This is a genomic window from Bradyrhizobium sp. CCGUVB4N (assembly GCF_024199945.1).
In the GTDB taxonomy this organism is placed as follows: domain Bacteria; phylum Pseudomonadota; class Alphaproteobacteria; order Rhizobiales; family Xanthobacteraceae; genus Bradyrhizobium.
Genome location: NZ_JANADP010000001.1, coordinates 90,959 through 104,678 on the forward strand (window position 1 = coordinate 90,959; position 13,720 = coordinate 104,678).

The following is a 13,720-nucleotide window of genomic DNA, read 5'->3' on the forward strand; positions in this document are numbered from 1 at the left end:
ACGAACAGCGGGGACGATTCCTCCCCGCCCCATGACCAATCCAGCCTGCGTCCCTATATTGCCGTGATCCCCGAATCAGGCAGCCCATGCGCGTTTTCAGCGTTCCCCTCTCAGTTCCGTTCCTGCGCACCATCGTCACGGCCCTGCTCGACGGCCGGCTGGTCGATGGATTCGAGGCGCGCAAGGAACCGGCGCGACTCGCGGACGCCACGCTGTACCTGCCGACGCGGCGCGCCATGCGCGTGGTCCGCGAGATCTTCCTCGACGAGATGAAGGCGGACGCGGTGGTGCTGCCGCGCATCGTCGCGCTCGGCGACATCGACGAGGACGAGCTCGCCTTCGCAGATGAAGGTGAACAGCAATTTTCCGGCGCAACGCCGCTCGAGATTCCACCACGGCTCGGCGAGCTCGAACGCCGCTTGACGCTGGCCCAGCTCGTCGCCGCCTGGGCCAAGGGCCCGGTGCTGGCGCCGCTGGTGGTCGGAGGGCCCGCCTCGACACTGGCGCTGGCCGGCGACCTCGCCCGCCTGATCGACGACATGGTCACGCGCGGTGTCGACTGGAGCGCGCTCGACGGGCTCGTGCCGGATATGCTCGATCGCTACTGGCAGCATTCGCTCGAATTCCTGCGTATCGCCCGCATCGCCTGGCCGAGCCATCTCGCCGAGATCAACCGCATCGAGCCGGCGGCGCGGCGCGATCTCCTGATCGCGGCCGAAGCAAAGCGGCTGACCGCGCATCCGCATGGACCCGTGATCGCGGCCGGCTCGACCGGTTCGATGCCGGCCACCGCGAAGTTCCTGCATGCGGTCGCGGCGCTGCCGCACGGCGCCGTCGTGCTGCCGGGTCTCGATACCGATCTCGATGACGAGGCCTGGCGCAGCATCGGCGGCAGCAGGGACCTGCTGGGCATCACCGAGAATCCTACCTCGAACCATCCGCAATATGCGATGCATGCGCTGCTGGATCGCTTCGGCATCAAGCGCAGCGACGTCGAGATCCTTCATCCGCCGGCCGAAGGTGGCCGCGATCTGCTCGCATCCGAATCGATGCGGCCCTCCGCCAAGACGGAGGTCTGGCACGACCGGCTGAAGCAGCCTGATGTTGCCGCGAAGATCGCCGGCGGCATGAGGAACCTTGCCGTCGTCGAAGCCCCCAATCCGGAAATGGAGGCGCTCGCGATCGCCATTGCGATGCGCGAGGCGCGGCATCTCGACAAGTCGGCGGCACTGGTGACGCCCGATCGCGCGCTGGCGCGGCGGGTGATGGCGGCGCTGACGCGATGGGATCTCGCTTTTGACGATTCCGGCGGCGACGTGCTGATGGAAACCTCCGCCGGCGTCTTTGCCCGGCTGGCAGCCGAGGCTGCGACCAGGGGATTGGAGCCGCCGACGCTGCTGGCGATGCTGAAGCATCCGCTGTGCCGGCTCGGCCGGCCGCCTGGCGCATGGAAGACGGCGATCGAGGGATTGGAGCTTGCCGTGTTGCGCGGCACGCGCCCGCCTTCGGGCACGGGCGGGCTGCTGCGCGAATTCAATCGCTTTCGCGAGGAGCTGGCAAAGCTGTGGCGCAGCGAAGTCTCCGCGTTGCACCACGCCGAACCCCGCGCGCGCCTCAAGCCGGAAGACCTCGATCGCATCCAGGCCCTGATCGATGCGTTGCAGAAAGCCCTGGCGCCGATCGAGAGCCTGGCGTCATCGAAACCGTTTGACTTCGCCGAGCTCGCGCATCGCCATCGCGAGATCATGATCGAGCTGTCGCGCGACGAACTGGGCATTCCGCTCGCCTTCGAGGAGCGTGAAGGCCTCGCGCTCGCCGGCGCCTTCGACGATCTCCTGCGCGGCGGCACGACCAGCGGATTGATGGTGACGCTGCCGGACTATGCCGACTTGTTCCAGACCGCGTTCGGCGATCGCGCGGTGCGGCGGCGCGACAAGCCCGGCGCGCGCCTGCAGATCTACGGCCCGCTGGAATCGCGCCTGATGCAGACCGACCGCGTCATCATCGGCGGGCTCATTGAGGGCGTCTGGCCGCCCGCGCCGCGGATCGATCCCTGGCTCAGCCGCCCGATGCGGCACGAGCTTGGTCTCGATCTGCCGGAGCGGCGCATCGGCCTCTCCGCGCACGACTTCGCGCAGCTACTCGGGGGCGACGAGGTGATCCTCACCCATTCCGCCAAAGCCGGCGGCGCACCGGCGGTGGCGTCGCGCTTCCTGCATCGGCTAGAGGCGGTCGCGGGCGACGAGCTCTGGAAGGCTGCGATTCGCGCCGGCGAGAAATACGTGCAGTTCGCGGGCGCGCTGGACCAGCCCACCCAAGTCACGCCGATCAAGCAGCCGGAGCCGCGACCGCCGCGCGCGACGCGGCCGCTGAAGATGTCGGTGACCGCGATCGAGGATTGGCTGCGCGATCCCTACACGATCTACGCCAAACACATCCTGCGGCTGGACGCGCTCGATCCGGTCGACATGCCGCTCTCGGCCGCCGACCGCGGCTCGGCGATCCACGATGCGCTCGGCGAGTTCACCGAGACCTACGCCGCACAGCTCCCGCCGGATCCCGCGCGGGTCTTGCGCGCGATCGGCGAAAAGTATTTTGCCCCGCTGATGGAGCGGCCCGAGGCGCGGGCGCTGTGGTGGCCGCGCTTCCAGCGCATCGCGCGCTGGTTCGGCGAATGGGAGACGGTACGGCGCGACGCGATCGAGGCCATCACCGCGGAGACCCGTGGCGAGATCTCGATCCGGCTCGACAACGAGCGCAGCTTCCACCTCTCCGCCCGCGCCGACCGCATCGAGCGGCGCCAGGGCGGCGGCTACGCCATCCTCGACTACAAGACCGGCCAGCCGCCCACGGGCAAGCAGGTCCGCATGGGCCTGTCGCCGCAACTCACCTTGGAAGCCGCGATCCTGCGTGAGGGCGGCTTTCCCGACATCGACGCCGGCGCGTCCGTGAGCCAGCTCGTCTATGTCCGCCTCAGCGGCAACAATCCGCCGGGCGAGGAGCGCATTCTCGAGCTCAAGTACAAGCAGGGCGACGAGCCGCAACCGCCGGACACGGCCGCCGCGGAAGCGCGCGCCAAGCTGGAGGCGCTGATCCGCGCCTTCGACGACGAGAACCAGCCCTACACCTCGCTGAACCTGCCGATGTGGACCAACCGCTACGGTGCCTATGACGATCTCGCCCGGATCAAGGAATGGTCCGCGGCTGGCGGCCTGGGGATCGAGGAATGGTAAAGGTGCCGCGCCCCATCCCGGATGAAGTGCGTGCCCGGCAGGCGCGTGCATCGGACCCGACCGCGTCGGCGTTCGTGTCGGCCAATGCCGGCTCGGGCAAGACTCACGTGCTGGTGCAGCGCGTGATCCGTCTGCTGCTCTCGGGCGTGCCGCCGGAAAAGATCCTCTGCATCACCTTCACCAAGGCCGCTGCCGCCAACATGGCCGAGCGCGTGTTCACCACGCTTGGCCATTGGGTGACGCTCGACGACACCGGGCTCGACGCCGCGATCCGCGCCGTCGGCATCCCGCATCCGGATCGAAAACTGCGCCGCGAAGCGCGAAAACTGTTCGCCTGCGCGCTGGAGACGCCGGGCGGATTGAAAGTGCAGACCATCCACGCGCTCTGTACCCGCCTGCTCCAGCAGTTTCCGTTCGAGGCCAACGTGCCGGCGCGTTTCGCCGTGATGGACGACCGCGACCAGACCGACATGATGGAGCGCGCCAATCTGAAAGTATTTTTGGAGGCCGCGCGCGATCCTGACAGCGTCACCGGCCGTGCGTTGCTGACCGCGATGGCGAGCGCCGCCGACGTCACCTTCAAGGAAGTGATCCGCGAGGCCTGCCTGAGCCGCGATCACTTCATGGCCTGGACCGATGAGGCCGGGAACGCCGGCACGGCAGCCGAGCAGATGGCGACCGTGCTGGGCGTCGATGCCGGCGATCGCATCGAGGACGTCGAGACCGAGATTCTCGATGGCCCGTTCCTGCCCCGCTCGCGCTGGGACGACATCGCTTTCGCACTGGAGGATGGCAGCAAGTCCGACAACGACCAGGCCGGTCGCCTTCGTGAGGCGAAGGTGTTTTCCGGCGCGGCGCAGGTCGATGCCTATCTCGGCGTTTTTCTCACCGACGAAAAACTGCCGCGCAAGGCCGTGCTGACCAAGAAGTTCGGCGAGCAAAATCCGTCCGTCGCGCGCCTGTTCGAGAACGAGGCGCTTCGCCTAGGTGGATTGATCGAGAAGCGCCGCGCGGTGACCATGCGCGACCGCACCGCGGCGCTCCTGCACATCGCCACAGCCGCCGCCGCAAACTACCGCCGCGAGAAGCAGGAACGCGGGCTGCTCGACTACGACGACCTCATCGACAAGACGCTGGCGATGCTCAACCGCATCTCCGCAGGCTGGGTGCATTACAAGCTCGACCGCGGCGTCGATCACGTCCTGATCGACGAGGCCCAGGACACCAGCCCGCGGCAATGGGACATCGTCGCGCACATCATCTCGGAATTCACGGCCGGTGAAGGCGCGCGCGAGGGGTTGAACCGCACGGTCTTCGCCGTCGGCGACGAGAAGCAGTCGATCTTCTCGTTCCAGGGTGCGGCTCCCCACGAATTCGACGCACGCCGGCGCGAGCTGCACCGCAAGTTCACCGCGGCCGGGCTGAAATTCGATCCGGTCGCCTTCACCTATTCGTTCCGTTCGGGCGCTGCGATCCTGCATTCGGTCGACCACGTCTTCCGCGATCCCCAGATCTACAAGAGCATCCATTCGGTCGAGATCGGTCATCCCCTGCACAATGCGCTCGCCGATGCCGGCCCGAGCGTGATCGAGCTGTGGGATCTTGCCGAGGCCGATGACCGGCAGGAGATCGAGGGCTGGCGCGCGCCGTTCGACGGCGTCGCCGTCACCAGTCCCGAGGTCAAGCTCGCCCGCCGCATCCAGACCGAGATCAAGCGGCTGGTCGAGAGCGGCACGCTGACGGGGCACGAGGGCGAGCGCCGTCCGCTGCGCTACGGCGACATGCTGATCCTGGTGCGCCGGCGCGGCAACGCGTTCGACGCGGTGATCCAGGCGCTGAAGCACGCCAACGTTCCCGTCGCCGGTGCCGACCGGCTTAAGTTGACCGAGCACATCGCGATCATCGATCTGATGAATCTCGCGGATGCGCTGCTGCTGCCGCAGGACGATCTCGCGCTGGCGGTGGCGCTGAAGAGCCCGCTGTTCGGTCTCGACGACGACGATCTGTTCCAGCTCGCGCATGGCCGCAAGGGATCACTGCGCCGCGCGCTCGGCGAACAGGCGCCGACAAGCGAGAAGTTCGCGACAGTGCTGCGACGCCTCGAAGCCTGCGAGATCCGTGCGCGCGAGGAGACGCCGTTCGCCTTCTATGCCTGGCTGCTCGGCGGTGACGGCGGCCGCGCGCGCATGTTGCGCCGGCTCGGCCATGAGGCCAACGACGCGCTCGACGAATTTCTGGAACTGGCGCTGAATTGCGAGCGCAAGGCACCGGCTTCGCTGCAGGGCTTCATGGCCTGGCTGCGCTCGGCAGACACCGAGGTGAAGCGCGACATGGAAATCACCCGCGACGAGGTGCGGGTGATGACGGTGCACGGCGCCAAGGGCCTGGAAGCGTCGGTCGTGTTCATGGTCGACACCACGTCGTCGCCCGCGGACTCGCAACGGGTCCGGCTGATTCACGTGCCGCGGGGCAATGGCGGCGAGGTCGTGGTCTGGGCCGGGCGCAAGGCGGACGATCCCAAGCCCGTCGCCGATGCCCGCAAGGCGATGCTGGAGGAGACCGAGGACGAATATCGCCGCCTGCTCTATGTCGCGATGACGCGCGCGGCGGATCGGCTGATCGTCGGCGGCTGCCTGCCCGGCAACATGCGGACGGTCCGCAAGCTGAGCTGGTACGACCTGATCGACACCGGGCTCACCGGCTCCGGCCTGGACAAGCAGACGATCGAGACGCCGCTCGGCAAGGTGACCCGATTCGCCCGTCCCGAGGATGTCGCGGCGCTGGGCACACCGGCGACCAGCGTGGACCAGACGATCACCCTGCCCGACTGGCTGCGGATGCCGGTGCCGCGTGAGAGCCTCGACGGCGATCCGGTGCGCCCCTCCGGCCAGCCGGCCGAGGAAGGCCGGGCGGTGCGATCAGGCGAATCGGTCCAGTCGCGCGCATTGGCGCTCCAGCGCGGCACGCTGGTGCACCGGCTGCTGCAGTCCCTGCCCGACATCGCCACCGAGCGCCGGCGTGAGGCCGCGCTTGGCTTCATGACCCGCAATGCCGGCGACTGGTCCGAAGCCGACCGCGTGTTGCTGGCCGACAAGGTGCTCGGTTTGATCGCCGAACCACGCTTTGTCCCGGTGTTTACCGAGGGCAGCCGGGCGGAGGTCGCCATCGTCGGGAAACTCGACCGGCCGGGCCGCCCGCCGGCGCTGGTGTCGGGGCAGATCGACCGGCTGGTGGTTCGCCCAGACGAGGTTTTGATCGTTGATTTCAAGACCAACCAGACCGCCCCGAAAAGCGCCGCGGAAGCCCCCGCCGCCTATGTCCGGCAGCTTGCGCTGTACCGGGCGGTGCTGACGCGGCTTTATCCCCAAAAGCCGATCCGCGCCGTCCTGCTCTGGACCGAGGCCCTTGAATATATGGAGATTTCAGCCCCCGCGCTGGACGCGGCGCTGGCATCCCTTCATGTCGGCGTGAGCGTCCTTGACCCGGCAAGGGGCCGTTCATAGGTTGAGGCCATGATCCCGGGCGCGATTCCACGTCGCGCCGATTCTCTTTCAAACGAGTGAGGTACTCCAATGGCCGTTGGCAAGGTTTCCGATACCGATTTCGAAGCCGAAGTGCTCAAGGCGAACGGTCCGGTCGTCGTCGATTTCTGGGCCGAATGGTGCGGCCCCTGCCGCATGATCGCACCCGCCCTCGATGAGATCGCCGGCGCGATGGGCGACAAGGTCAAGATCGTCAAGCTCAACGTCGACGAGAGCCCGAAGACCGCGTCGAAGTATGGCGTGATGTCGATCCCCACCCTGATGATCTTCAAGGGCGGCGAGATGGCCTCCCGCCAGGTCGGCGCGGCGCCGAAGGCGAAGCTCCAGCAGTGGATCACCTCGGCGGTCTGATCCACCTCGCGACACGATGATTTTCGAAAACGGCCGGCCAATCGCCGGCCGTTTTATTTTGTCCGTGGCTCGGCGAGCGACCTATTTCTGCTCCGCGAGCTTCGCCAGGCTTGCGAGAACCTCGGGAAAATCTGCGGAAACAGCCGGACCGATGTCGGAGGCCTCCGGGCCTTGCGCATCAACGGCGTAAATGATTCGCGTGCGCGCCGATCCGAGCGGCTCGATGCGATGGGCGACCTTGATGACGAGATCGCCGACCCGCGTTTCGTCGACGAAGTGGACGTTCTCGCGCACATCGATGAGTTGCGACCGCAGCGCCTCCTCACCGGGCGGCTTCATCGTGAACCAGGTGCCGGCCGCGAATGGCCCGTCAATGTCGATCTGCTCGATGCCCGCGTTCCAGTTTTTCCAGCCAGGTACGTCGCAAAAAATGCTCCAGATCGTCTCTGGGGTTGCCGACGTCTCGATGGCATATTCGGTTCGCCAGGCATCCATCACGCGTTCCCCCCTTGATATCGACGAATATAGCAAGGGTAGCACGGATGGAGCGCGGCGCTACTTGATCCACCCCGTTGCCAGCGCGTTCGCGAGCTCCGGCTGATTGTTGCGGCGGGCGAGCGCGGCCATCGTTTCATGATCATAGGCGATCTGGCGGAACGTCACCCGCCAGGCGGCGTCGACGAACTCGAGGATCGCATAGCGCGCGTGGGGCGTGCCGGCTTCGACCAGATGCGGGAACGGATGCACGTCGCGATAGCCGGGGCTGCCGACGCTGCCGGGATTGACGATCAGGCGGCCGTCGCGAAGCTGCACGGCGCGGGCAAGATGCGTGTGGGCGCAGAGGATCAGCGGCTGCGTCACGCCTTGCGCAAACGGCTCGATCCGGTCGAGCGGCGACAGCGCCACCGTGCCGTCGGGAAGCACGGTGTCGAGCCAGTAGATCTCGTCATCCTCGGGCGTGGCGTGGCAGAGAAAGACCTGATCGCGAAACACCCGCGTCATCGGCTGCGCGCGCAGCCAGTCGAGCTGCGCCGCAGTGAGCTGCGCATGCGCGGGACGGTCCCACGAACCCATCTTCTCCGGGGGACGATCGAGCAGATAGCGGTCGTGATTTCCGAGCACATGCACGGCGTCGAGCTTCATCAGGATCTCGATGGTGCGCCGTGCATCGAGCGGACCGCTGAGCATGTCACCGAGATTGACGATGTCGGAGATGCCTTGCGCGCGGATGTCGGCAAGAACCGCCTCCAGCGCGAGATAGTTTCCGTGGACGTCGGCAATCGCGGCAAAACGCATTGTTGGTCTCTCCTGCCCCGGACGCAGCGCAGCGCTTCTTCAGCGGTGCGCTGCAGAGCCGGGGCCCATGTGGTGGCACTCTGGGTCCCGGCTCTGCGCTCCGCTTTGCTGCGCTTGTCCGGGACACGAGACCATCTATGCAGGAGGCGTGCCGTTGAGCCCCAGCACATGGCCGGCGAGATAGAGCGAGCCGGTGATGAGGATGCGCGGCGGCACCTCGTAGGCGAGCTTCGACAGAGCGCACAGCGCCGCCTCGATGCCGGGGGCGATCTCCACGCGCATGCCGAGGCTGCGGACCGCGTCCGCGAGACGATCCACCGGCATCGCGTTCTCGGTGTCCGGAATCGGCACCGCAATGATGTGGCGGGTGAGGCCTGCGAAATTGGCCAGAAACGCCTGCGCATCCTTGTTGGCCATCATGCCGGCGATGACGACCAGCGGCCGCGACACCCGCTCCTCGAGGTCGCCGAGCGCGGCAGCCGCGACGCGGCCGCCTTCGGCATTGTGCCCGCCGTCGAGCCAGATCTCGCTGCCTCGCGGCGCGAGAGCGAGCAGTTCGCCCGAGGTGAGACGCTGCATCCGTGCCGGCCATTCGGCACCGACGATGCCGGCCTCGAACGCTGCGTGGTTGACCTTGAACGTCGGAATCGCCCGCAGCGTCGCGATCGCAAGACCGGCATTGTCGAACTGGTGGCGGCCGAACAGCCGCGGCGCCGCGAGATCCATCAGGCCGCGCTCGTCGGAATAGACCAGACGCCCATGCTCGACATTGACGTGCCAGCTTTCATTCGCGGCAAACAGCGGCGCGCGCATGCGCTTGGCCTGCGCCTCGATCACCGCCATCGCTTCCGGCAACTGCTCCGCGCACACCACGGGCACGCCGTGCTTGATGATCGCGGCCTTCTCGCCGGCGATCGATGCCAGGGTATCACCGAGGAAATCCATGTGGTCCATGCTGACAGGCGTGATCACGCAGGCCGCGGGCGTATCGACCACATTGGTCGAATCGAGCCGGCCGCCGAGGCCGACTTCGAGCAGCACCGCGTCGGCAGGATTTTGCGCGAACAGGTGGAAGGCGGCCGCGGTCTTCAGCTCAAAGACGGTCGCAGGCTCGCCGGCATTGACGCGCTCGACCTCTTCCAACGCCGCGCGCAATTCGTCGTCAGAGACGAGCACGCCACCACCGGCGCGGCCGAGGCGAAAACATTCGTTGATGCGGACGAGATAAGGCGAGGTGTAGGCGTGGACGCGCAGGCCGGCGGCCTCCAGCGTGGCGCGCAAGTATGCGACCGTCGAGCCCTTGCCGTTGGTGCCGGCGACATGGATCACCGGCGGCAGCTTGCGTTCGGGATGACCGAGCCGCTCGAGCAGGCGATGCATCCGCTCGAGCCCGAGATCGATGCGCTTCTGATGCAGGGCCGACAGCCGCCCGATCAATTCACCGAGCGGCGGCTTTGCACTGTCAGCGGAGGCGTTCACGCGTGGGGCGCTGCCGGCGCCGTCTCGGGAGCCGATACGATCTGTGCCGGGCTGACGACTGGCTGCACCGATTTCGACGCCCCTTCCTGCGCCGGCGCCCTGGTCAGCAGGCGGCAGAGCCGCGCCAAGGTCGGACGCAGCTCGTGGCGATGCACGACCATGTCGACCATGCCGTGCTCTTTCAGATATTCGGCGCGCTGGAAACCTTCCGGCAGCTTCTCGCGGATGGTCTGCTCGATCACGCGTGCACCGGCAAAGCCGATCAGCGCGCCGGGCTCGGCGATCTGCACGTCGCCGAGCATCGCATAGGATGCGGTGACGCCGCCGGTGGTCGGGTTGGTCAGCACGACGATGTAGGGCTGTTTTGCCTCACGCAGCATCTGCACCGCGACGGTGGTGCGCGGCATCTGCATCAGCGACAGGATGCCTTCCTGCATGCGCGCGCCGCCGGATGCCGCAAACACGATGAACGGCGATTTCTTCTCGACCGCAAGCTCGAGCCCGCGCACGAGGGCTTCACCGGCAGCCATGCCGAGCGAGCCACCCATGAAATCGAAGTCCTGCACGGCGACGACGACGCCGGCGCCTTCGAGCTTGCCGTAGCCGACCTTGACCGCATCGTTCAGATTGGTGCGCGCCCGCGCATCCTTGATGCGGTCGGCATACTTCTTCTCGTCGCGAAACTTCAGCGGATCCGGCGTGACCTCGGGCAGGGCAACATCGAACCAGGTTTCGTTGTCGAAGATCGACTTCAACCGCGCCACCGCGCCCATGCGCATGTGATAGTTCGAGCCGGGGATGACGAACTGATTGGCCTCGACGTCCTTGTAGAACACAAGCTGTCCGGAATCCGGGCACTTGATCCACAGATTCTCCGGCGTCTCCCGCCGCAGCATGTTGCGGATCTTCGGCCGGACCACATTGGTAAGCCAGTTCATGGTTTGCTCCGATGTGCGAGCCCGCAGGGGATCGCCTGAAGAGATATATGGCGGCCGGGCCTTTACCCGGCAAGCGGCCGTGTCACCCGCCCGAGCAGCGGAATTATGGCCTACTCGGCCGCCTGTTTCGCACCCTTGACGCCCTGGGCCAAGGCGGCCGTCAGCTCGGCCACGGCATTAACGGTTTTGGCGGTTGCGCGCCCCTCGGCATCGAGACTGTTCTTGAGCGCATCGACCAGCGCGGTGCCGACCACCGAACCATCGGCCTTCTCGGCAATGGCGCGCGCCGCTTCCGGCGTACGGATGCCAAAACCAACGCAGATCGGCAGCTTGGTGTGCCGCTTGATGCGCGCGACGGCTTCCCCGACGACATTCGCGTCCGCGGCCGCAGCGCCGGTGATGCCGGCGATGGAGACGTAATAGACAAAGCCTGACGTGTTCGCGAGCACCGCAGGCAGGCGCTTGTCGTCGGTGGTCGGGGTCGCCAAGCGAATGAAGTTCAGCCCCGCCTTCAGCGCGGGAATGCAGAGCTCGTCGTCTTCCTCCGGCGGCAGATCGACGATGATGAGGCCGTCGACGCCGGCCGTCTTGGCATCAGCCAAGAACTTGTCGACGCCGTAAATGTAGATCGGATTGTAATAGCCCATCAGCACGAGCGGCGTGGCGTTGTCGGCCTTACGGAAGTCGCGCACGAGATCGAGCGTCTTCTTCAAGGTCATGCCGACCTTGAGCGCGCGGAGCCCGGCGGCCTGGATCGAGGGACCATCCGCCATCGGATCGGTGAAGGGAATGCCGAGCTCGATGACGTCGGCGCCTGATGTCGAGAGCGCCTTGACGATCTCGAGCGACGTCGCCGGATCGGGGTCGCCGGCCATCACATAGGTGACGAAGGCCGCGCGGCCCTGCTTCTTCAGCTCGGCGAAACGGGTGTCGATACGCGTGGTCACTTGCTCTTGCCCTTCAGGATGTCGCCGACCTGCGGGACGTCCTTGTCGCCGCGGCCGGAGAGATTGACGACCATCAGGTGGTCTTTCGGTCGCTTCGGCGCGAGCTCCATCACCTTGGCGATGGCGTGCGCGGGCTCGAGTGCGGGAATGATGCCTTCGAGCTTCGAGAGCAGCTGGAACGCGGCGAGCGCCTCGTCATCGGTCGCGGAGAGATAATTGACGCGGCCGATCTCATGCAGCCAGGAATGCTCCGGGCCGATGCCGGGATAGTCGAGGCCGGCCGAGATCGAATGCGCGTCCTGGATCTGGCCGTCGGCATCCATCAAGAGATAGGTGCGGTTGCCGTGCAGCACGCCGGGGCGGCCGCCCGCGATCGAGGCTGCATGCAGCTGCGTGAGCCCGTGGCCCGCGGCTTCGACGCCGAAGATTTCGACGGAGGGATCGTCGAGGAACGGATGGAACAGGCCCATCGCGTTCGAGCCGCCGCCGATGCAGGCGACCAGCGAATCCGGCAGGCGGCCTTCGACCTCCTGCATCTGCGTCTTGGTCTCGTTGCCGATGATCGACTGGAAGTCCCGCACCAGCGTCGGATAGGGATGCGGCCCCGCCACCGTGCCGATGCAATAGAACGTGTTGTGCACGTTGGTGACCCAATCGCGCAGCGCCTCGTTCATCGCGTCCTTCAGCGTGCGCGTGCCCGACTGCACCGGATGCACCGTTGCGCCCAGCATCTCCATGCGGATCACGTTGGGCTGCTGCCGCTCGACGTCGACGGCGCCCATATAGACCACGCATTCGAGGCCGAAGCGCGCGCACAGCGTCGCCGTGGCGACGCCATGCTGGCCGGCGCCGGTCTCGGCGATGATGCGCTTCTTGCCCATGCGCCGCGCCAGCATGATCTGGCCGAGCACGTTGTTCACCTTGTGCGAGCCGGTGTGGTTGAGCTCTTCGCGCTTGAGATAGATCTTGGCGCCGCCGAGATGTTCGGTGAGACGTTCGGCGAAATAGAGCGGCGAGGGCCGGCCGACATAGTTCTTGAGATAGCCGTTCATCTCGGCCTGGAAGGCCGGATCGGCCTTGGCCGCGGTGTAGGCCTTCTCCAGATCGAGGATCAGCGGCATCAGGGTTTCGGCGACGAAGCGTCCGCCGAAAATGCCGAAATGGCCGCGCTCGTCGGGCCCGCTGCGATAGGAATTTGGTTTGGCGATGTTCATCGAACGCTCAACTCTTGAGTGGCGCGCGCGGCGCGAATGAAGGCCTTCATCAGCTCGGGGTCCTTGACGCCGGGCGTGCTCTCGACACCGGAGGACACATCGACGCCGCCGGCGCCGGTGACGCGAAGGGCTTCGGCGACGTTGTCGGCGTGAAGTCCGCCCGAGACCATGTAGGGCAGTTTGAGATCGAGATTTTCGAGCAGGTGCCAGTCGAAGGGGGCACCGAGACCGCCAGGCCGCGTCGCATCCTTCGGCGCGCGTGCGTCGAACAGGATGCGGTCGGCGACCGCGGCATAGCCGGGCAGCACGGCGAGATCACCAGCGGTTGCGACCGGCACCGCCTTCATCACCGGGCGGCCGAATTTCTGCTTGATGTCGCGCAGCCGCGCCACGCTTTCCTTGCCGTGGAGCTGAAAAATGTCCGGCGACAGCGCGTCCATGATGTTGTCGAGCGTGGCATCGTCGGCATCGACCGTGAGCGCGACCTTGAGCGCGCGCTGCTTCGCCTGGCGGCCGAGGTCGCGCCCCGTCTCCAGCGAGACATGCCGCGGCGACGGCGGAAAGAACACGAACCCCACCATGTCGGCGCCCGCGTCGAGCGCGACGTCGAGCGTCTCACGCGTGGACAGACCGCAGATTTTGACGAGCAGGGACATGGTCTCAAAGCGGGTGAAGGCCGCAAGCGGCGGCCGGAAAACAGGGTTTTCGGTCGGGGCCGCT

10 protein-coding genes are annotated in these 13,720 nt (G+C 66.6%); 3 read left to right on the forward strand and 7 right to left on the reverse strand.

Annotation, left to right across the window (positions count from 1 at the left end; all coding sequences use genetic code 11):
• Nucleotides 1-86: 86 nt before the first annotated feature.
• The 3 genes from addB to trxA all read left to right on the forward strand — a co-directional run bounded on the left by addB (nucleotide 87) and on the right by trxA (nucleotide 7,126).
• On the forward strand, nucleotides 87-3,233 hold the full coding sequence (gene addB, locus NLM31_RS00390) for a double-strand break repair protein AddB (RefSeq protein ID WP_254127217.1): 3,147 nt from the start codon (nucleotides 87-89) through the stop codon (nucleotides 3,231-3,233).
• Nucleotides 3,227-6,736, forward strand: coding sequence for a double-strand break repair helicase AddA (gene addA / locus NLM31_RS00395; protein WP_254191150.1), 3,510 nt, complete (start codon nucleotides 3,227-3,229; stop codon nucleotides 6,734-6,736). The genes addB and addA overlap by 7 nt, the downstream gene beginning before the upstream one ends.
• Before the next feature lie 69 nt (nucleotides 6,737-6,805).
• On the forward strand, nucleotides 6,806-7,126 hold the full coding sequence (gene trxA / locus NLM31_RS00400) for a thioredoxin (RefSeq protein ID WP_007598398.1): 321 nt from the start codon (nucleotides 6,806-6,808) through the stop codon (nucleotides 7,124-7,126).
• Nucleotides 7,127-7,207: 81 nt separating this feature from the next.
• Here trxA and NLM31_RS00405 read toward each other — a convergent pair whose 3' ends face one another.
• The 7 genes from NLM31_RS00405 to NLM31_RS00435 all read right to left on the reverse strand — a co-directional run bounded on the left by NLM31_RS00405 (nucleotide 7,208) and on the right by NLM31_RS00435 (nucleotide 13,656).
• The gene (locus tag NLM31_RS00405; protein WP_254127221.1) at nucleotides 7,208-7,621 is read right to left on the reverse strand and encodes an SRPBCC family protein; all 414 of its coding nucleotides are present in this window, start codon (nucleotides 7,619-7,621) and stop codon (nucleotides 7,208-7,210) included.
• A 60-nt stretch (nucleotides 7,622-7,681) separates the two neighbouring features.
• The gene (locus tag NLM31_RS00410; RefSeq protein ID WP_254127223.1) at nucleotides 7,682-8,422 is read right to left on the reverse strand and encodes a metallophosphoesterase; all 741 of its coding nucleotides are present in this window, start codon (nucleotides 8,420-8,422) and stop codon (nucleotides 7,682-7,684) included.
• 135 nt (nucleotides 8,423-8,557) lie between these two features.
• On the reverse strand, nucleotides 8,558-9,901 hold the full coding sequence (locus tag NLM31_RS00415; RefSeq protein WP_254127225.1) for a Mur ligase family protein: 1,344 nt from the start codon (nucleotides 9,899-9,901) through the stop codon (nucleotides 8,558-8,560).
• Nucleotides 9,898-10,839: an acetyl-CoA carboxylase, carboxyltransferase subunit beta gene (gene accD / locus NLM31_RS00420; protein WP_254127227.1), complete on the reverse strand. Its 942-nt coding sequence runs from the start codon at nucleotides 10,837-10,839 to the stop codon at nucleotides 9,898-9,900. Before accD ends, NLM31_RS00415 begins: the two co-directional genes overlap by 4 nt.
• A 110-nt stretch (nucleotides 10,840-10,949) precedes the next feature.
• Nucleotides 10,950-11,786: a tryptophan synthase subunit alpha gene (gene trpA, locus NLM31_RS00425; RefSeq protein WP_254127230.1), complete on the reverse strand. Its 837-nt coding sequence runs from the start codon at nucleotides 11,784-11,786 to the stop codon at nucleotides 10,950-10,952.
• Nucleotides 11,783-13,000: a tryptophan synthase subunit beta gene (gene trpB, locus NLM31_RS00430; RefSeq protein WP_254127232.1), complete on the reverse strand. Its 1,218-nt coding sequence runs from the start codon at nucleotides 12,998-13,000 to the stop codon at nucleotides 11,783-11,785. Before trpB ends, trpA begins: the two co-directional genes overlap by 4 nt.
• A complete protein-coding gene (locus NLM31_RS00435; RefSeq protein ID WP_254127241.1) occupies nucleotides 12,997-13,656 on the reverse strand; it encodes a phosphoribosylanthranilate isomerase in 660 nt (219 codons plus the stop codon). Before NLM31_RS00435 ends, trpB begins: the two co-directional genes overlap by 4 nt.
• Nucleotides 13,657-13,720 lie beyond the last annotated feature (64 nt).

Excerpts from the sequence above, each read along its gene's own strand:
- addB (WP_254127217.1), top strand. The coding sequence starts at position 87 with ATGCGCGTTTTCAGCGTTCCCCTCTCAGTTCCGTTCCTGCGCACCATC.
- trpB (WP_254127232.1), bottom strand. The coding sequence starts at position 13,000 with ATGAACATCGCCAAACCAAATTCCTATCGCAGCGGGCCCGACGAGCGC.
- NLM31_RS00435 (WP_254127241.1), bottom strand. The coding sequence starts at position 13,656 with ATGTCCCTGCTCGTCAAAATCTGCGGTCTGTCCACGCGTGAGACGCTC.
- NLM31_RS00405 (WP_254127221.1), bottom strand. The coding sequence starts at position 7,621 with ATGGATGCCTGGCGAACCGAATATGCCATCGAGACGTCGGCAACCCCA.
- accD (WP_254127227.1), bottom strand. The coding sequence starts at position 10,839 with ATGAACTGGCTTACCAATGTGGTCCGGCCGAAGATCCGCAACATGCTG.
- addA (WP_254191150.1), top strand. The coding sequence starts at position 3,227 with ATGGTAAAGGTGCCGCGCCCCATCCCGGATGAAGTGCGTGCCCGGCAG.
- trxA (WP_007598398.1), top strand. The coding sequence starts at position 6,806 with ATGGCCGTTGGCAAGGTTTCCGATACCGATTTCGAAGCCGAAGTGCTC.
- NLM31_RS00410 (WP_254127223.1), bottom strand. The coding sequence starts at position 8,422 with ATGCGTTTTGCCGCGATTGCCGACGTCCACGGAAACTATCTCGCGCTG.